6 protein-coding genes are annotated in these 21,795 nt (G+C 39.8%); all 6 read right to left on the bottom strand.

Annotated elements, in window-relative coordinates:
• Positions 1 to 145: 145 nt before the first annotated feature.
• The 6 genes from ACN076_RS08365 to hprK all read right to left on the bottom strand — a co-directional run bounded on the left by ACN076_RS08365 (position 146) and on the right by hprK (position 21,751).
• The gene (locus ACN076_RS08365) at positions 146 to 12,703 is read right to left on the bottom strand and encodes a sialoglycan-binding domain-containing protein (protein WP_420789825.1); all 12,558 of its coding nucleotides are present in this window, start codon (positions 12,701 to 12,703) and stop codon (positions 146 to 148) included.
• Between the two features lie 650 nt (positions 12,704 to 13,353).
• Positions 13,354 to 18,738 carry a G5 domain-containing protein gene (locus tag ACN076_RS08370; RefSeq protein WP_420789826.1) on the bottom strand — a complete coding sequence of 1,795 codons (5,385 nt, stop codon included), beginning with the start codon at positions 18,736 to 18,738 and terminating at the stop codon, positions 13,354 to 13,356.
• A 501-nt stretch (positions 18,739 to 19,239) separates the two neighbouring features.
• Positions 19,240 to 19,635 carry a YtxH domain-containing protein gene (locus ACN076_RS08375; protein ID WP_261028115.1) on the bottom strand — a complete coding sequence of 132 codons (396 nt, stop codon included), beginning with the start codon at positions 19,633 to 19,635 and terminating at the stop codon, positions 19,240 to 19,242.
• A 15-nt stretch (positions 19,636 to 19,650) separates the two neighbouring features.
• Entirely contained in the window at positions 19,651 to 20,034 is a 384-nt protein-coding gene (locus ACN076_RS08380; protein WP_000895038.1) for a DUF948 domain-containing protein, read from the bottom strand.
• Positions 20,035 to 20,823 carry a prolipoprotein diacylglyceryl transferase gene (gene lgt, locus ACN076_RS08385; RefSeq protein ID WP_420789827.1) on the bottom strand — a complete coding sequence of 263 codons (789 nt, stop codon included), beginning with the start codon at positions 20,821 to 20,823 and terminating at the stop codon, positions 20,035 to 20,037. It abuts the gene before it with no gap.
• A complete protein-coding gene (hprK, locus tag ACN076_RS08390; protein ID WP_000115149.1) occupies positions 20,816 to 21,751 on the bottom strand; it encodes an HPr(Ser) kinase/phosphatase in 936 nt (311 codons plus the stop codon). The genes lgt and hprK overlap by 8 nt, the downstream gene beginning before the upstream one ends.
• Positions 21,752 to 21,795: the final 44 nt, after the last annotated feature.

Consider the following 21,795-nt stretch of genomic DNA (forward strand, 5'->3'; position numbering starts at 1 on the left):
ACTTAGAATTCCGTTTAACAAAATCCTAGCATTGTTCGCTTTCTTTATCTAAACATTCTTTTTATTTTATGGATAACACAACTATCAGAATCAATCTAGTTCGTTGTTAAAACACAAAAGAATGAATGTTCATCTGACTAAATTTTTAGTCTTCTTTTTTCTTGCGAGCTACAAGTCCAAATCCACTCAATAGCCCAAGAAGTCCTAGAGATGCAAGAGCAGCATTTGATTCTGTTCCTGTATTTGGCAATACATTTTGAGAATCATTTGACTTAGCTCCATTATCAACAGTAGTCTTAGCATCTACCTGATCTGCATTCGGAGCAACTGTATTTGGAGTTGGAGTAGCTGGTGCTGGTTTATCTTGACCAGAATCTCCATTAGTATCAGGTTTGACTGGCATATCAGGTGTCACTGGTGCAACTGGATTTGTATCTGTTGATGGTGTGACTTTACCTGGTGTTGTTACATCAGGAACTTCAACTGTTGGTTGACCTGGTTCTGTAATCTTAGCTGTACCTGGAACTTTACCTTCTGGTAATTCACTGTTTGGTACTTTACCTTTACCGTCTTCACCGATTGTAACGATAATTGAGTTTCCATCTTTACCTGGGATTTCTACCTTAGTTCCTGGTGGGTATGTTGAGCCATCTGGTTTCTTAGGTGTTACTGTAACGTCACCTGTCTTAGGATCTTGTTCCAACTCTACTGTTGGTGTCTTACGTGCTGGTGTTGTTACATCCACTGGTTGTGATGGTTTCTTGTTAGGTTCTGTTACTGTTCCTGTACCTGGGACATTTCCTTTTGGAAGTTTGTCATTTGGTACTTCACCTGAACCATTATCACCAATTGTTACTGTGATTGTTGTTCCATTTTCTCCTGGAATTTCTACCTTGCTACCTGATGGGTAAGTTGTTCCATCTGGTTTCTTCGGTGTTACAATCGCATTTCCATTTGGTTTACGAGTAATTTCAATCTTACCTGGTTTTTCAGTTACTGGTGTTTCTGGTGTTACCTTAGCTGGTGTTGTTACATTAGGAACTTCCACAGCTGGTTTTCCTGGTTCTGTAATCTTACCTGTTCCTGGGACATCTTTCTTAGGAAGATTGTCATTCGGTACTTTACCTGAACCATCTTTACCAATTGTTACTGTGATTGGACCATTTTCACCTGGGATTTCTACCATAGTTCCTGGTGGGAATGTTGAGCCATCTGGTTTCTTAGGTGTTACTATAACGTCACCAGTTTCTGGAACTCGTTTCACATCTAGTGTTGGTGTCTTACGAGCTGGTGTTGTTACATCCACTGGTTGTGATGGTTTCTTGTTAGGTTCTGTTACTGTTCCTGTACCTGGGACATTTCCTTTTGGAAGTTTGTCATTTGGTACTTCACCTGAACCGTTATCACCAATTGTTACTGTGATTGTTGTTCCATTTTCACCTGGGATTTCTACCTTAGTTCCTGGTGGGTATGTTGAACCATCTGGTTTCTTAGGTGTTACAATCGCATTTCCATTTGGTTTACGAGTAATTTCAATCTTACCTGGTTTTTCAGTTACTGGTGTTTCTGGTGTGAATTTAGCTGGTGTTGTTACATTAGGAACTTCAACAGCTGGTTTACCTGGTTCTGTAATCTTACCTGTACCTGGTGTTTCTACATCTGGTAGATCACTGTTTGGTACTTTACCTTTACCGTCTTCACCGATTGTGACTGTGATTGGCTTGCCACCTTTACCTGGAATTTCTACCGTAGTTCCTGGTGGGTAGGTTGAGCCGTCTGGTTTCTTCGGTGTTACTGTAACGTCACCTGTTTCAGGATCTCGTTTCACATCTAGTGTTGGTGTCTTACGAGCTGGTGTTGTTACATCCACTGGTTGTGATGGTTTCTTGTTAGGTTCTGTTACTGTTCCTGTACCTGGGACATTTGTCTTAGGAAGGTTGTCATTTGGTACTTCACCTGAACCATTGTCACCAATTGTTACTGTGATTGTTGTTCCATTTTCTCCTGGAATTTCTACCCTGCTACCTGATGGGTAAGTTGTTCCATCTGATTTCTTAGGCGTTACAATCGCATTTCCATTTGGTTGTTGAGTAATTTCAATCTTACCTGGTTTTTCAGTTACTGGTGTTTCTGGTGTGAATTTAGCTGGTGTTGTTACATTAGGAACTTCAACAGCTGGTTTACCTGGTTCTGTAATCTTACCTGTACCTGGTGTTTCTACATCTGGTAGATCACTGTTTGGTACTTTACCTTTACCGTCTTCACCGATTGTGACTGTGATTGGCTTGCCATCTTTACCTGGAATTTCTACCTTAGTACCTGGTGGATATGTTGTTCCATCTGGTTTCTTCGGTGTTACTGTAACGTCACCTGTCTCAGGATCTCGTTCCACATCTAGTGTTGGTGTCTTACGAGCTGGCGTTGTTACATCCACTGGTTGTGATGGTTTCTTATTCGGTTCTGTGACTGTTCCTTTTCCTGGCAAGTCTCCTTTTGGAAGCTTGTCATTTGGTACTTCACCTGAACCATTGTCACCAATTGTTACTGTGATTGTTGTTCCATTTTCTCCTGGAATTTCTACCTTGCTACCTGATGGGTAAGTTGTTCCATCTGGCTTCTTAGGCGTTACTACTGCATCACCATTTGGTTTGCGTGTAATTTCAATCTCAGCTGGTGTTTCTGTCGTTGGGGTAGTTGGTGTAAATTTAGCTGGAGTGGTTACATTAGGAACTTCAACAGCTGATTTACCTGGTTCTGTAATCTTACCTGTTCCTGGTGTTTCTACGTCTGGTAGATCACTGTTTGGTACTTTACCTTTTCCGTCTTCACCGATTGTGACTGTGATTGGCTTGCCATCTTTACCTGGAATTTCTACCGTAGTTCCTGGTGGGTAGGTTGAGCCATCTGGTTTCTTCGGTGTTACTGTAACGTCACCTGTCTCAGGATCTCGTTCCACATCTAGTGTTGGAGTTACCTTAGATGGTGTAGTTACATTAGGAACTTCCACTGCTGGTTTTCCTGGTTCTGTAATCTTACCTGTTCCTGGTGTTTCTACGTCTGGTAGATCACTGTTTGGTACTTTACCTTTACCATCTTCACCGATTGTGACTGTGATTGGCTTGCCATCTTTACCTGGGATTTCTACCGTAGTACCTGGTGGGTAGGTTGAGCCATCTGGTTTCTTCGGTGTTACTGTAACGTCACCTGTCTCAGGATCTCGTTCCACATCTAGTGTTGGAGTTACCTTAGATGGTGTAGTTACATTAGGAACTTCCACTGCTGGTTTTCCTGGTTCTGTAATCTTACCTGTTCCTGGTGTTTCTACGTCTGGTAGATCACTGTTTGGTACTTTACCTTTACCATCTTCACCGATTGTGACTGTGATTGGCTTGCCATCTTTACCTGGGATTTCTACCGTAGTACCTGGTGGGTAGGTTGAGCCATCTGGTTTCTTCGGTGTTACTGTAACGTCACCTGTCTCAGGATCTCGTTCCACATCTAGTGTTGGAGTTACCTTAGATGGTGTAGTTACATTAGGAACTTCCACTGTTGGTTTTCCTGGTTCTGTAATCTTACCTGTTCCTGGTGTTTCTACGTCTGGTAGATCACTGTTTGGTACTTTACCTTTTCCGTCTTCACCGATTGTGACTGTGATTGGCTTGCCATCTTTACCTGGAATTTCTACCGTAGTTCCTGGTGGGTAGGTTGAGCCATCTGGTTTCTTAGGTGTTACTGTAACGTCACCTGTCTCAGGATCTCGTTCCACATCTAGTGTTGGAGTTACCTTAGATGGTGTAGTTACATTAGGAACTTCCACTGCTGGTTTTCCTGGGACTGTAATCTTACCTGTTCCTGGTGTTTCTACGTCTGGTAGATCACTGTTTGGTACTTTACCTTTTCCGTCTTCACCGATTGTGACTGTGATTGGCTTGCCATCTTTACCTGGGATTTCTACCGTAGTACCTGGTGGGTAGGTTGAGCCATCTGGTTTCTTCGGTGTCACTGTAACTTCACCAGTGTCTGGATCTTGTTCAACATCTAGTGTTGGTGTTACCTTAGATGGAGTCGTTACATTAGGAACTTCTTCCGTTGGTTTACCTGGTTCTGTAATCTTACCTGTTCCTGGTGTTTTACCTTCTGGCAATTCACTGTTTGGTACTTTACCTTTTCCGTCTTCACCGATTGTGACTGTGATTGGGTGATCCTTATCTTTACCTGGGATTTCCACCTTAGTTCCTGATGAGAATTTTGATCCATCTGGTTTCTTAGGCGTTACTGTTACATCACCTGTCTTAGGATCTTGTTCAACATCTAGTGTTGGTGTCTTACGAGCTGGTGTTGTTACTTTTACTGGTTGTGATGGGTTCTTCTTAGGTTCTGTTACTGTTCCTGTACCTGGGACATCTTTCTTAGGAAGATTGTCATTTGGTACTTCACCTGAACCATTGTCGTCAATTGTAACTGTAATCGTAATTGGGTTACCATCTTTATCTTCACCTGGGATTTCTACCTTAGTTCCTGGTGGGTATGTTGATCCACCTGGTTTCTTAGGCGTTACTACTGCATCTCCATTTGGTTTACGAGTGATTTCTATCTCAACTGGTTGTTCTGTTGTTGGAGCACCTGGTATTATCTTAGATGGAGTCGTTACATTAGGAACGTCCACTGATGGTTTACCTGGGACTGTAATCTTACTTGTGCCTGGTACTTTACCTTCTGGTAACTCACTATTTGGTACTTTACCTTTTCCGTCTTCACCGATTGTGACTGTGATTGGATTACCATCTTTACCTGGAATCTCTACCTTAGTTCCTGGTGGATATGTTGTTCCATCTGGTTTCTTCGGTGTTACTGTAACTTCACCTGTATCTGGATCTTGTTCCAATTCCACTGTTGGGATAAGCTTAGATGGAGTCGTTACATTAGGAACGTCCACTGATGGTTTACCTGGGACCGTAATCTTACTTGTGCCTGGTACTTTACCTTCTGGTAACTCACTATTTGGTACTTTACCTTTTCCGTCTTCACCGATTGTGACTGTGATTGGATTACCATCTTTACCTGGAATCTCTACCTTAGTTCCTGGTGGATATGTTGTTCCATCTGGTTTCTTCGGTGTTACTGTAACTTCACCTGTATCTGGATCTTGTTCCAATTCCACTGTTGGGATAAGCTTAGATGGAGTCGTTACATTAGGAACGTCCACTGATGGTTTACCTGGGACTGTAATCTTACTTGTGCCTGGTACTTTACCTTCTGGTAACTCACTATTTGGTACTTTACCTTTTCCGTCTTCACCGATTGTGACTGTGATTGGATTACCATCTTTACCTGGAATCTCTACCTTAGTTCCTGGTGGATATGTTGCTCCATCTGGTTTCTTCGGTGTTACTGTAACTTCACCCGTATCTGGATCTTGTTCCAATTCCACTGTTGGGATAAGCTTAGATGGAGTCGTTACATTAGGAACGTCCACTGATGGTTTACCTGGGACCGTAATCTTACTTGTGCCTGGTACTTTACCTTCTGGTAACTCACTATTTGGTACTTTACCTTTTCCGTCTTCACCGATGGTTACTGTGATTGGATTACCATCTTTACCTGGGATCTCTACCTTAGTTCCTGGTGGATATGTTGTTCCATCTGGTTTCTTCGGTGTTACTGTAACTTCACCCGTATCTGGATCTTGTTCCAATTCCACTGTTGGGATAAGCTTAGATGGAGTCGTTACATTAGGAACGTCCACTGATGGTTTACCTGGGACCGTAATCTTACTTGTGCCTGGTACTTTACCTTCTGGTAACTCACTATTTGGTACTTTACCTTTTCCGTCTTCACCGATGGTTACTGTGATTGGATTACCATCTTTACCTGGAATCTCTACCTTAGTTCCTGGTGGATATGTTGTTCCATCTGGTTTCTTCGGTGTTACTGTAACTTCACCTGTATCTGGATCTTGTTCCAATTCCACTGTTGGGATAAGCTTAGATGGAGTCGTTACATTAGGAACGTCCACTGATGGTTTACCTGGGACTGTAATCTTACTTGTGCCTGGTACTTTACCTTCTGGTAACTCACTATTTGGTACTTTACCTTTTCCGTCTTCACCGATTGTGACTGTGATTGGATTACCATCTTTACCTGGGATCTCTACCTTAGTTCCTGGTGGATATGTTGTTCCATCTGGTTTCTTCGGTGTTACTGTAACTTCACCCGTATCTGGATCTTGTTCCAATTCCACTGTTGGGATAAGCTTAGATGGAGTCGTTACATTAGGAACGTCCACTGATGGTTTACCTGGGACCGTAATCTTACTTGTGCCTGGTACTTTACCTTCTGGTAACTCACTATTTGGTACTTTACCTTTTCCGTCTTCACCGATGGTTACTGTGATTGGATTACCATCTTTACCTGGAATCTCTACCTTAGTTCCTGGTGGATATGTTGTTCCATCTGGTTTCTTCGGTGTTACTGTAACTTCACCTGTATCTGGATCTTGTTCCAATTCCACTGTTGGGATAAGCTTAGATGGAGTCGTTACATTAGGAACGTCCACTGATGGTTTACCTGGGACCGTAATCTTACTTGTGCCTGGTACTTTACCTTCTGGTAACTCACTATTTGGTACTTTACCTTTTCCGTCTTCACCGATTGTGACTGTGATTGGATTACCATCTTTACCTGGAATCTCTACCTTAGTTCCTGGTGGATATGTTGTTCCATCTGGTTTCTTCGGTGTTACTGTAACTTCACCTGTATCTGGATCTTGTTCCAATTCCACTGTTGGTGTCTTACGTGCTGGTGTTGTTACTTCTACTGGTTTCGATGGGTTCTTGTTAGGTTCTGTTACTGTTCCTTTTCCTGGCAAGTCTCCTTTTGGAAGCTTATCATTTGGTACTTCTCCTGAACCATTGTCACCGATTGTTACTGTGATTGGTGTTCCATCTTCACCTGGAATTTCTACCTTAGTTCCTGGTGGGTATGTTGATCCATCTGGTTTCTTAGGCGTTACTACTGCATCTCCATTTGGTTTACGAGTGATATCGATTGTAGGAGTTTGAGTTGTTGGTGTCTTAGGATCTGTTCCGTTTTTCTCTTCATCCTTGTCTGGAATTCCATCGTTGTCATCATCTGTGTCTACTTTATCTGGAATACCGTCTCCATCTGTATCGCGTTGGATAGTAACTGGAACATTTACAGGAACTACCTCGTCACCATGTTTAACTTTAACTGGGATCGTAACTTTACGTTCTTCTTCTTTCGGTCCCCAATCTGTGACAGTTGGTGTACCAGTTAAGTTACCATCGCCATCTACTGTTAATCCATTTACTGGTGTTTCTGTGGTGATTGTTGAACCTGGTTTGTTTGGTGTTACTACTGTAACTGGCGTAGTTTTTTCTTTTTCCAGAACTGGTGCTGGTGGAGTAACTTCAGCTCCCAAACTACCATTTGCTGTTCCTCTAGCTACTGGACTCTCAAGAACTACATTATCAATTCTCTTAGAAACTTTTGCAGTTATTTCTGTTTTATCTGCAACCTCAGCATCAGAAATTGTCACAACGCCTGCAGGGGTTACTGACACTTTATCAGCTGTCTTACCATTTACAGTCCAAGTATTTCCTGATTTTGTAACTGTTACAGTTTCTGGTGTAGTCTTACCTGTTGGTACATAAGTAAGGGTGATAGTATCAATATCTTGTGGATTAGTACTATTAGGGCGTGTTGGTGGGGTAATTGTCACACTACCATTCTCATGTCCAACTACGCTAGGCACTGTTGGCGTTACTGCTAACACTACTTGACGCTTAATTTCTGCAGGTGCAAATGTTGTTCTAGTTGTACTATTTACATCCGTAATAGAATTTTTGCTAGCATTTGGGAATACTGCTGTTGCGTTTCGAGTATATTTCCCTGAGTTATCTAGTGTTGTTCCTGAATCTAATTTATCTCCAGCTTTCCATGTCCACGTCATACCACTTGGTAAATAATTGTTTCCACGATCTGCTTTATCTTCACTATCTACAACCTTAAGATATCTATGAGCATCAATATTTTTACCACTATTGGCTACATTCAACGTTGAAGCTACTGGTACTTTTGCGATACCATTTTCAAGGTTTCTAGTCTCAATATCAACCACTCGATATTTGAATTTCAAATCACGGCTATCAGTAGTACTGCTTCCTTCAACATGTAGAGTAGCTTCATGTTCTCCTAAAGTTTCAGTATTCAATACAGTACCTGAAGACAAGCGAGTTGCATATGGATTTGCTTCAGTTTTTCCTGTTTGAGATGTAAATGTAGAAGTGGTTACTCCTTTTGGAAGTCCTCCCTTAACTTCTACTTTGGAAATCACACCTGAGTTATCCCATACCTTCAATTCAGGGTTAAAGTCAGCACCACGATAGACTGTAAAGATTGGTGAATTAGCTGTTTCTGTTAATGGAACACCATTTAAAGTAGCTTGTGGTTTTTGAACATCTTTTGCAGTTACTTTTGCTGGATCTGAATCAGCACCATTTCCATTTTTAGTAACTACTGTTACTTCTGTGTTATCTTTCACCTTATCTGCCGGAATAGTGATTTCCCCTGTATTGGAATCAATTCTAACTTCCGGATTATTCACAGTCCATTTGCCATTTGTTCCTTTAGTTCCAACAGCTGTTTTCGGAGTATTATCTTCCCCTGTATAGCTTACAGTAATCTTATCTGCTTTTGCTGGATTTTGTGGTTTACCTGTAACATCACCATTGTCTTTTGCTGTTGCTACTGGTTTAGCTGGCTTAGAAAATTTCGCTGTTGCTTTTGCTGGATCTGAATCAGTACCATTTCCATTTTTCGTAACTACTGTTACTTCTGTTCCGTCTTTTACTTTATTTTCCGGAATCGTGATTTCTCCAGTATTTGGATTGATTTGTACTTCTGGAGTATTTACTGTCCATTTTCCTTTCGGATCTTTAGTTCCAACAGCTGTTTTTGGTTGATTATCTTCTCCAGTATAGCTTACAGTAATTTTATCTGCTTTTGCTGGATCTTGTGGTTTACCTGTAACATCACCATTGTCTTTTGCTGTTGCTACTGGTGTTTGTGGTTTTGAGTTCTTAGTGGTATCTTTAGCTACAGGACTCTCAAGAGTTAGGTTATTATCAATTCTCTTAGAAACTTTGGCAGTTACTTCTGTTTTATCTGCAACTTCCGAATCTGGAATTGTAACTACACCTGCAGGTGTTACTGATACTTTATCCGTTGGTTTACCATTTACTGTCGCTGTCCAAGTATTTCCTGATTTCGTAACCGTTACAGTCTCTGGACTTGTTTTACCTGTCGGTGTGTAAGTAAGCGTAATAGTATCAATATCCTGTGGATTAGTACTATTAGGGCGTGTTGGTGGAGTAATTGTTACACTACCATTCTCATTTCCAACTACGCTAGGCGCTGTTGGTGTTACTGCTAAAACTACCGGACGCTTGATTTCTACTGGAGCAAATGTTTTTCTAGTTGTACTATTAACATCTGAAACACTACTTGGGAATATTGCTGTTGCATTTCGAGTATATTTCCCTGAATTATCAAGTGTTGTTCCTGGATCTAAATTATCTCCTTGTTTCCATGTCCACGTCATACCGCTTGGTAAATAATTGTTTCCACGATCTGCCAAGTCTTTACTATCTACTACTTTTAGATAGTTATGTGCATCAATATTTTTACCACTGTTTGCTACATTCAATGTTGAACCTACTGGTACTTTTGCTACACCGTTCTCTAGATTTTTTGATTCAATATCAACTACACGATATTTGAATTTTAAATCACGACTATCTGTAGCACTACTTCCTTCTACATGAAGAGTTCCTATGTGGTCTCCTAGCGTTTGAGTATTCAATACTGTACCTGAAGATAAACGTGTTGTGTATGGTGTTTTTTCAGTTTTACCTGTTTGAGCTGTAAATGTAGATGCTGTTATTCCATATGGAAGATTTCCTGTTGTTACTTTAGAGATTACACCAGAGTTATCCCATACTTTTAATTCTGGGTTAAATGTAGCTCCACGATAAACTGTAAATATTGGTGCATTAGCATTTTCTGTCAAACGAACTCCATTTAACGTCGCTTCTGGTTTTTGAGTATCACGTGGTGTTACATTGAATGTAAATGTTACTGGCTTAGCTTTATTACCGGCATTATCACTAGCATTGAAAGTAATCGTATTTGTTTTACCGACGTCTTCTTTACTTGTAGTAATAGTAATTGTAGTTACTTTTTCTGAATCTGTTGTTTTAACATTCGTATTTGTTGCATTTCCAGAAGTAATTCTAGTGCCATATTTTTTTAGGAAATCAGAACCATCTATATTAACAACTTTATTATCTTTTGCTGTTACTGTAAAGGTTACTTTATCACCTTCTACTACTGTTTGGTTAGCTGGTGATATTGCTAATGTAGGTGGTTGGTTATCTGGTGCTTCTGTTGGAGTAACAGGATTGCTTCGAACAGAAGTTACTGTTCCACCATTATTCACAACTGTTTCAGCTGTAATAGGTTTTCCTGGTAAAGCTTCTTTAACTGTAACTGTCGCAGTCTGTCCTTTTGTAACTCCAGTTCCGATAACTCTATCACCATCGTAAAGCTTAACTGTCGAACCGTCTTTCACTCCACTTCCAACATTAACAGTAATTTGTTGATTTGTTAAGCCTTTTTTATTAGCAACATCTGTTGTAATAGTTGGTTGTTTCGGCTTAACGATTAGTGTAACTGTTCCATCTGAACCAGAACCGGCATCAGTTGATTTAGAACCGTCTTTATAAGTCGCAATAGAAGTATACTTGAATACTCCGGCTTCTGCTGTACTTGGTGACTTATTATCTTTCCAAGTCCACTTCATACCTGCAGGGAAAGTTCCGGATTTTCCATGCTTAACATAACCTGAAGATACCGGATTTTCTGGATCTCCTGCGTAATCTCCTACTGTTTTTGGAACTGTTAAACCTTTAATTGGGTCTAATGGTGCGTCAGGTTGACTTACTACTCTTGTTCCAAGACCAGCATAGACGTATGCCGCAGTTGCATTCGTAGCTGAGCCAGCCTTAGTAGTTACAGCCATACTCCCTGCTTTTTCTGCTTCTGCAGTAGTCACATTATCTCTTAGGCGCATTTTTACATGATATTTGTAAGCATAATTTTGATGACTACTTATAGTTAATATATGAGAATAAGACCCTCCAGGATAGCTACCGTTTGATTTAATAATCCCATTTAGTTCAGAATTATCTTTTAAATTTTTCAACATTTCTTGTCGTTGATTATCTCTACCTGGGCCACCATCCAGCTGATAAAGAAGATTTCTATCATTCCATGATCTTCTAGCACCCGAATCTTGATACTTATAACTTTTTAAAGGAATATTATACGTATCCCCTACCTTAGTGAAATGATTAGGATTATCAGAAAGCGTCCCTGTACCTCTATTATTTGTATATCGTTCGTAATAAGATTCGTAAATAGTCCCTACTGGATAGTTATTACCACTATTATACAAAATGTCACGTGGCGGATAGAACCAAAACGTATTATTAGTTACTCCATCCAAGGCTTTACCATCATTTTGGAAGTAAACGTCGTAAGTAATAAATTTCTTACCACCTTCTTCACTATATTTTGCCGTCATAAACGTTTTTGAAATCGTACGATCACGATCCCCAATAGTCGTTGCTCCTTGCCCTTTAGCTTCTGATATATATTCTTTAACATTAATTAAGGCATTTTCTACACGACCATATTCAACAGTAGTCGCTCTAAACTGTGCTCCTTCTCCCATGCTCTTGCCGTTACGTGAGTCACGAGCACCTGAAGTCAAACGTGTTGTAGCGTTTTTAACAGAGTTAAACATTCTCTTCACACGTTTTGTCATATCTTCAACATCGTTCAGAGAAACTGTTGTATTTTCAAGAACTCCTTGAGCCAAGCCCAATAGTTCATTGGCTTTTTCAAGAACTTCTTTGCTAGTCTCATGCTCAGGCAATTCCAAAACAGCCGCCTGCAATTGATCTACAGATACTTTCAAAGTATCTTTTTTAGCTGATACAGTTTGACTCTCTTCGCTTGCACTTACTTCAGGAGAAGTTTGACTTGCTAGATTGTCAGCTGGCTTCTCAGTTTTATCTGCTTGTTTATCAACTTGAACCTCAGTTGCTTCCTTAGCAGCTGATACGACTGTCACATCTTTAGACAAGAGTTCTACAAGCTCGTCGATATCCTTTTGAGCTAGCTCAGAACTTTCTAGGGCTTCTTTCCCTTTTTGAAGTCTGTCCTTAACAGGCGATACTACTGACTCGTCAAGGTTTAATTTAGTTGAAAGAAGAACATTTAACTCTTCAACTACTTTTTTCAACTTGGCTTTATCAACTGTAGGCGCGTTATTCACAGTGCTTGTAAGCGCTTGATTTTCTGCATCTACTTTTTCTTCAGTAGTGTCTGGACTCTCTTTAGGCAATTCGGCCTCATTTTTAGGATTCACTACACCCGCATTAAGTTGTGAAGTCTTGTCAACTAGACTATCCGCACTCGCAACGCGGGCACCCAAAAACATCAGCGCTGCAACAGCAACTGAAGCGGCACCGAAACTATATTTACGAATAGAAAAGCGCAAAACTTTTTCACGTTGCTGACGCTTGATTCTATTGAGCGAATTTGATTTATTTTCCATTGTTCCTCCTTATGTTAAAACACAAAATCAAATTAAAAGCAACCTTCATGGCTACACATCTTATAGTAATGCACCCATGAAACCTGCTATGATGAGCATATCTTACACATCACAGCTATCACAGCTATCACAGCTATCACAGCTATCACAGCTATCACAGCTATCACAGCTATCACAGCTATCACAGCTATCACAGCTATCACAGCTATCACAGCTATCACAGCTATCACAGCTATCACAGCTCGATTATACCATTTTTAATATATTTACACAAGATAAAACTGTTTTATTCCATAGAATAAAGGATAAATTGTTTAACTATACATAAAATATTATTATGTTATATTTTGAGGTATAACAAACTCTCTAGCTTTAAAATAAATATGTAACCACATATCGTATCAGATAATTCATCGTCATTTTCAATAGTAAAAAATAATCACCTAAAAAATTTAATGGTAACAAATGACTCACTCCATATCCCAATTAATAGCGTATCCAATTGAGATTCTTAGTACAAAGATTAGCATCTACTTTCCAAAAACACAACAACGGCCTTGTACCTCTTAAAACGAGGAACAAAGCCGTTGTTTAATCTTTTCTATTCATTGTCCACTTAACAATGAACAGTTCATATTTTGACTAAATTTTTAGTCTTCTTTTTTCTTGCGAGCTACAAGTCCAAATCCACTCAATAGTCCAAGAAGTCCTAGAGATGCAAGAGACGCATTTGATTCTGTTCCTGTATTTGGCAATACATTTTGAGAATCATTTGACTTAGCTCCATTATCAACAGTAGTCTTAGTATCTACCTGAACTGCATTTGGAGTTGGAGTAGCTGGTGCTGGTTTATCTTGACCAGAATTTCCATTAGCATCATGTGTTGCTGACGCAACTGGAGTTGGAGTTGTTAGCGCAGCCGTATCGTGACCAGAATTTCCATTAATATCAGGTAGGACTGGAGTTACTGGAATTGTATTTGGAATTGTACTTCCACTTACTTTTCTGAAAATGTGGGTCATTACTGGTTCATTTTCATCAATCACAGTTCGTACAAATTCATATCCTGGAATTGATCCATGTTCAGCATCCTTTTCATTACCTGTCTTAACGGATGGTTTCAATACATTTCCAGCTTCATCAATCCATCGAACCTCAATCATTAGCTCTGGCAATTCAATCGAATCTGGTAATACACCGTTTTCAAAAATTGTTACCTCAGGTGGATTTTCGACTGGAACTTCCACAGATGGTTTACCTGGTTCTGTAACTTTACCTTCTCCATTTTCACCTGGGATTTCTACCTTAGTTCCTGGTTGATATGTTGAACTATCTGTTTTTTTCGGTGTTACTGTAACATCACCTGTCTTAGGATTTTGTTCTAACTCTACTTTTGGCGTCTTACCTGTTGGGGTTGTTACCTCAGGAACTTCAACAGATGGTTTATCTGGCTCAGTAATCTGACCTGGTTTTGTAACTTTACCTTCTGGGAGGTCACTGTTGGGTACTTTACCTTTTCCATCTTCACCTGGCATTTCTACCTTAGTCCCTGATGGGGATGTTGAGTCATCTCGCTTCTTCGGTGTCACTGTAGCATCACCTGTCTTAGGAGATTGTTCTAACTCTACTGTTGGTTCTTTACTTGTTCCATAAGTTCGAACTGTTGTAGGAGTTACCTTACCTGTTTGTGGATCAACTTCATAGGTAGTGGTATCAATCACATCGCGACCTTCAGAATCTTTAGATTGTTCAACCTTAGTTTTCGCACCAACTTTAACAATTGTCTTACCTGCTGGGGTGACGACTGGATTACCAACGTGTTCTGTAATATGACCGTCCTTTGGATCTACATCGTAAGTGGTTGTAGTGACTGTTTTACCTTTTTCACCCTCAGTACGCTGAGCTGGTGTACCGAAGTCTTTTTCAACATCTCTAACATACTCAACTTCTGGCTCAATTGGTGTTTCTACTACTTTGTCCTTCGCTGCAACTTTGACAATTGTTTCTGTTGGATTTACTACTACTGGTTCTCCTACTCTTTCTGTAATTGTTCCATCTGCTGGATTTACTTTGTAAGTAGTGGTTGTTGTACGTGAACCTGCTCGACCTGCTTCTTCCACATTCGGTTGATCTTTGTCACGTGTATCATCTTTCACATACTTCTTAGGTGATGGGATTTCGGTTGTTTCTACTTTATCCTTCGCTGCGACTTTGACAATAGTATTAGTTGGTTCTTTCGTACGAACTGAATCGCCTACTGTTGAAGTAATAGCTCCTGTATTAGGATCTACTGTGTACGTTGTGGTGATCGTTTCTTCTCCAGGAATTCCTTCTTTTCTAACTGGTTCTAAATCTTTGTCACGACTATCGTCTTTTTCATAGACAACAGGGGATGGTACAGGTCTTGTCTCAGTCGTTGGTTCTTTCGTTGTTCCATAAGTTCGAACTGTTGTCGGAGTTACCTTACCTGTTTTTGGATCAACTTCATAGGTAGCGGTATCAATCACATCACGACCCTCAGAATCTTTAGATTGTTCAACCTTAGTTTTCGCACCAACTTTAACAATTGTTTTGCCTGCTGGGGTGACGACTGGATTACCAACGTGTTCTGTGATATGACCGTCGTTTGGATCTACATCGTAAGTGATTGTAGTAACTGTTTTACCTTTTTCACCCTCAGTACGCTGAGCTGGTGTACCGAAGTCTTTTTCAACATCTTTAACATATTCCACTTCTGGTTCAATCGGGGTTTCTACTACTTTATCTTTGGCACCAACTTTAACGACTTTTGGTACCATTTCTGTTCTACTAACGACCGGTGTTCCATCCGTTACTGTACCGTTAGTTTCATTAACAAGTGTTGAGGTTGTTGTTACTATCTTACCTTCAGATCCATTATTAGTAACCGTATTAGTTCCTACATCTTTGGTTTTATCTGCTTCATACCGTGTTGTTACAGGAATTATTTTGGTTACGACTTTGGATTTAACGCCATTTGGACTGGCAATGTCTTTCCTTACTGTTGGAGTAAGGGCACCTGTGCTTGCATTCACTTCGTAAGTGGTAGTCTTCTTAACAATATTATCGCCTTCTTTGAGGTATTCAACCTCATCCTTAGCTGGCACTTTAACCACTGTCGGTTTTGATGGAACTACTACTGCCGGTTCTTCATGTGGAATGAGGTTACCATCTGTCGGATTCACAGTATAAGTGGTAGTTACTGTTCTAGTGCCTGGAGTACCAGCTTCTGTGATTTTAGATTCATCTTTGGCTCTTGTGGCATCTTTCTCATAACGAATACTTGGCTCTATTGACGTAACAACAACCTTAGCCTTAGCTCCGTCTTTCTTGAACACTTCCTTTTTCTCTGTTGGGGTAAGAACACCTGTACTTGCATTGACTGCGTAAGTTGTAGTCTTCTTAACAACATTATCGCCTTCTTTAAGGTATTCAACCTCATCTTTAGCTGGAACTTTGACCACTGTAGGGGTTGAAGGTTTGATAACTGGTTGACCTTCATGTGGAATGAGGCTGCCATCTGTAGGTTTAACTGTATAGGTTGTGGTTACTGTTCTAGTTCCTGGAGTACCAGCTTCTGTGATTTTAGATTCATCTTTGGCTCTTGTAGTGTCTTTCTCGTAACGAATACTTGGTTGTATTGGCGTAACCACAACCTTAGATTTAGCTCCATTTTGTTTGAAGATTTCCTTTTTCTCTGTTGGGGTAAGAACACCTGTACTTGCATTGACTGCGTAAGTTGTAGTCTTCTTAACAACATCATCACCTTCTTTGAGATATTCAACCTCATCTTTAGCTGGGACCTTGACCACTGTAGGAGTTGAAGGTTTGATAACTGGTTTTCCTTCATGTGGAATGAGGCTACCATCTGTAGAATTAACTGTGTAGGTTGTGGTTACTGTGCTGGTACCTGGAGTACCAGCTACTGTGATTTTTGCTTCACCTTTAGCCTTCGTGGAGTCTTTCTCATAACGTACACTTGGCTGTATTGGCGTAACCACAACCTTAGATTTAGCTCCATTTTGTTTGAAGATTTCCTTTTTCTCTGTTGGAGTAAAGGCACCGGTACTTGCATTGACCGCGTAAGTTGTAGTCTTCTTAACAACATCATCACCTTCTTTGAGATATTCAACCTCATCTTTAGCTGGGACCTTGACCACTGTAGGAGTTGAAGGTTTGATAACTGGTTTTCCTTCATGTGGAATGAGGTTACCATCTGTCGGATTCACAGTATAAGTGGTGGTTACTGTTCTAGCGCCTGGAGTACCAGCTACTGTGATTTTTGCTTCACCTTTAGCTTTTGTCGCGTCTTTTTCATAACGAACACTTGGCTGTATTGGCGTAACCACAACCTTAGATTTAGCACCATCTTTCTTGAACACTTCGTCAAGTGTATTTTTAGTAATCTGTCCTGTATCAGGATCTTTCATACTCACAGTTGTTGACTTAATGATGTCATCTCCGCGTTTACTATATACAGCAGTTTCTCCAACTTTTTCTACAGATTTAACTGTTGTAATTTTTTTATCTTGATAACCTGTCCCATCTAAAGAAATTCGTTTCCCAGATATAAACTCTGATCGTCTATTAATCATATCGGCTTCAAAATAAGAACGTGAACTATGACCTCCACTAGTTCGTCCAACATTTATAACAACATCACTATCATTGCTGACACCTTTTCTTATCGTCGAATCATTATCAACAATATAATGAGTCAATTTCCCTGACTTAGCTATTGTTTTGCTATCTAAACCTTTCTGCCAAAAGTCACGACCAGAAACCAAACTTGTCACTACTTTTGGGGCATTAAATGTTGTTCCTTTTTTTAATACATTATTATAAAAGTTTCTATAAGCCAACTGTTCTTTAGGAGACATGACCCTGCTGTCAGAATATGCCAACTCATAGGCTTCAACCATTGCCCGTTGTACTAAATATCCTCCTAAAGAATGTCCTGTTAAATAAAGATTGGTAATACTCTTATCTTTAGCTAGTTCTCGCATGATATTTTCTGCATCTATCCCCTGTTGAGGATTTCTTCCAGTTCCCAGAGTGATATCTGCTTTAATATCTTTCACATCACTTGTTCCACGAAAGGCTAATACTTGTGCAGTTCCATTTGGTAAATATGAGAAATCACTCTTAGTTTCATACAAGACAGCATCTAGTCCACTAGAGGTATGATAACTTTTTTTCCTTTCCCAATAAGGTCCTAACTCCTTATTCATCATCATATATTCATAACGTGGTTTCCTATCACCATTCTTTTTATATAACTCTGATTCTGTTAAGGGTTTCTTATGATCCAACACTCTATCAATATAATTATCATCACGGTAGGACAATTCCATGAACATAATCATATCGCGCTCACTGACATTCCATTTTAATTTTTCATCTGGCTTTTCTTTACTGTCAATAATACCATCACCATCAGTATCTTCTAACATAGGATGACTATTATAGCCTACATACTTTTTTCCGTCCTTTTCATAAATATAAAGTTCTTCTTTATCCTTCAAGTAATCTTCATCTGTATAAGCTTCTGGACTTAACTTAGGGCCGTTTAGTAACAAACTGTCAAGCTTATTACCTTCTGAACCGATTACTCCTGCTTTTATTTGCTTAGCATACTCATCAGTTAATTCATACTTTTTAACCTCGGAAGGATTGGATGCTGCTCTCACCTCTGGAGTGCTTGATCTGTCTTCACCCGCCACGGAAGCCCTTGTGATCAAGCTATTATTTTCCTTATCCCCAGATGTACCGAGTTCTGTAGTCCTTGTAGATCTTATTGGAACATCTCTGGTATCTAACTCAGAAGCAGGATTATTTTGATTATCTGGTATAGGTTGAACTGCTTCTCTTTTCTCCACAGAAGATGGGGAATTTTCCGTAGAAGCAAGCACTCCCTGAGATGGTGTAAACAAGGCAATTCCTATTAATACAGAAGCCACTCCAACAGAAAACTTTCGAATCGAAAAACGTTGACGTTTATTAAAAATATCTTTCATTTTACCAACTTTCTTTCTAACTATTTTTTACAAAATAGAGGCTTCTAATATTTTACATAGACAGAATACTAAATCGTTTCTTGACTAAAATTTTAGAGCTTTTCCTCTACTTCATCATAAACTACCACATTGATTTCTAATCATAGAAAATGGATTGCTTAATATTACTAAAATATCAGTAAAATATAAAAAAATGTAATACTCAATGAAAATCAAAGAGCAAACTAGGAAGCTAGCCGCAGGCTGTACTGGAGTACGGCAAGGTGAAGCTGACGTAGTTTGAAGAGATTTTCGAAGAGTATAAATATTTCACTTCCAACACTGCCATTATACCATAAAAATTCATAACACTCATGTATTTAAAAAAAGTTTATTAAAAAGCCTTTAAAATCAAAAAACGCATAATATCAGGTCTTGAAAACCTTGATACTATGCGTTTTATTGTGGGAAAATCTACTTCATTTTCTCCGAGAATTGAGTTTTTGCCCAGTCTCATCAAATCTAGATTTTTTCTTCTTTGATATCAATCACAATTTCTTCTGATTGGTCAAGAGTTTCGGCCTTTTCTTGCCATTGCTCCTTGAGATTATTGAATTGATTTTTTGATGCTTCTGTCGCTTGGCGAGCACATGATTTGGCTTGAGCAAGGACACTGTCCACAGTGATTTCACCTGACTCAACCTGTTCTTTGGTTTTCAGAACAAAATCTGTAGCCTGCTCCTTAACTTCTGTCAGTTTTTCACAGACCTGATCCTTGGCATACTCAGGATCTTCTCTCAAATCATCTAGAAAATCTTGAGCCTGACTGCAAATTTGTTTGCCCTTATCGCTTGTTAAAAACAAGGCAAGAGCTGCACCTGAAACGGTTCCTAAAAGGATTGAGGATAGTTTACCCATAAGGATTCTCCTTTTTTATTTTTTGAAAAATTTACTTGCAAGACGAAGAGCTGACAAACTTGCACCGGTCTTGAGTGTTTTTGAACCAGCTGAGGAAGCTTTCTTGCTCAAGACACGCGCATGGTCATTGAGGTCTGAAACAGATAGAGATAAATCTGCGACAGCATTAAAGAGTGGATCAATCGTTGCCACCTTGACATTGATATCATCTGCCAAGACATTGACCTTAGCCAGCAATTCATTGGTATGATGCAAGGTCACATCCACATCTGAAGTCAAGGTTTTAATCGTCTTCTCTGTTTCATCGATAACACGACCAAGCTTTTGTACAGTAATGATTAGATAGACTAAAAAGACAATCAAAGCTAGGGCAACAAGAATATATGCAACTTCTAACATTTATTTTTCCTCCTCTGTAACATAGTAAGGGGCCTTCTTTCGATTTTGATAAAGAATGATAAAAATACCGAGACCGATAAGGATAACTGATAGCCATTGAGACACTCGAAGGCCAAAGAACATGAGACTATCTGTCCGCATACCTTCGATGACCATACGACCAAAACCATACCAAATCAAGTAGAAAGCAGTGATATGACCTCGTCTGAGACTCTTCCATTTTCGTCTCAATATCAAAATCAAGGCAAAGCCAAGTAGATTCCATAGAGACTCATAAAGGAAGGTCGGTTGACGGTAGCTCCCCTCAATATACATCTGATCACGGATAAAGGCAGGTAGATAATCCAAATTATCCACTGCTGCACCATAAGCTTCTTGGTTAAAGAAATTGCCCCAGCGACCCAAACTTTGGGCAATCATAACGCTAGGCGCTGCAATATCTAGAAAATCCCAAGTATTGATAAGTTTACGATCAGCAAAGATATAAAGTACAATAGCCCCTGTAATCAAACCACCGTAAAAAGCCAAACCACCATTCCAAATGGCAAAAATCTCTCCCAAATTCTGACTATAGTAATCAAAACGGAAAATAACATAGTAGAGACGTGCTCCTAAAATAGCCAAGGGAAAGGCTATCAAGATAAAATCTAAAATATCGTCTGGTATGATCTTCTTTCTAGGCGCTTCTTTCATGGTCAAATAAACCGCAAGAATCAAGCCTGTCACAATACACAAGGCATACCAACGAATGGCTAGAGGACCTAGATGAATAGCAATTGGATCAAGCATTAGGCACCTCGTTTTGAGCAATAAGATTTGTCAAGCGTTCTTCGAACAAACGCGTCGCATCAAAGCCCATTTCCTTGGCACGATAATTCATGGCAGCAGCCTCAATCACGACAGAGATATTACGACCTGTTTTAACTGGGATGCGGATACGAGGAATGGCTACGCCAGAAATTTCTAATTCCTCTGCATTGTTTCCAAGTCGATCAAAGGTCTTATGCGTATCGTAATTTTCCAAGTAGACAGCCAACTGAACTTGTGAAGAATCTTTTACCGCACTCGCACCGTAGAGGCTCATGACATCGATAATACCAACCCCACGAATTTCAATCAAGTGTTTCAAGATTTCAGCAGGCTCTCCCCAAAGAGTTAATTCATCCTTAGAATAAATATCTACCCGATCATCTGCTACCAAGCGGTGCCCACGTTTGACAAGCTCAAGACCTGTTTCACTCTTACCGATACCACTATCTCCTTGAATCAAGACACCCATCCCATAGATATCCATCAAGACACCGTGAACACTGGTGCGTTCCGCCAAACGAGAATCCAGATAGCTAGATAATTCTCCAGACAAACGACTGGTAGCTGTACGGCTGGTTAAAATAGCAATCTTACATTCTCTAGCAGCCTTTAACATCTCCTCTGGAACCACCAAACCACGAGCAACAATGACCGCAGGTGTTTCAGGTAGAAACATTTTTTTCAAAACTTCATAACGACTGTTAGAAGGCATGCTAATCAGATAAGACCACTCCTTCATCCCCAAGAGCTGGATCCGCTCTGGCGTGTAGTAGTCAAAATAACCTGTCATTTCAAGACCAGGTCGCGTAATATCCGCTGTATTGATTTCCTTTTCAAGTAATTCTGGTTCGCCATAGACAATGTCTAGTCTAAGCTTTTCAATCACTTCTTTTACTAAAACCGACATCATTTCCTCCTTCAAATGAGTTCTTCCCTCTATTATATCAAATT

Source organism: Streptococcus sp. K0074 (assembly GCF_048843365.1).
GTDB lineage: Bacteria > Bacillota > Bacilli > Lactobacillales > Streptococcaceae > Streptococcus > Streptococcus mitis_BM.

Bases quoted from the DNA above. Each gene is read 5' to 3' on its own strand.
- ACN076_RS08365 (WP_420789825.1), bottom strand. From the start codon at position 12,703: ATGGAAAATAAATCAAATTCGCTCAATAGAATCAAGCGTCAGCAACGT.
- ACN076_RS08370 (WP_420789826.1), bottom strand. From the start codon at position 18,738: ATGAAAGATATTTTTAATAAACGTCAACGTTTTTCGATTCGAAAGTTT.
- ACN076_RS08375 (WP_261028115.1), bottom strand. From the start codon at position 19,635: ATGGGTAAACTATCCTCAATCCTTTTAGGAACCGTTTCAGGTGCAGCT.
- ACN076_RS08380 (WP_000895038.1), bottom strand. From the start codon at position 20,034: ATGTTAGAAGTTGCATATATTCTTGTTGCCCTAGCTTTGATTGTCTTT.
- lgt (WP_420789827.1), bottom strand. From the start codon at position 20,823: ATGCTTGATCCAATTGCTATTCATCTAGGTCCTCTAGCCATTCGTTGG.
- hprK (WP_000115149.1), bottom strand. From the start codon at position 21,751: ATGTCGGTTTTAGTAAAAGAAGTGATTGAAAAGCTTAGACTAGACATT.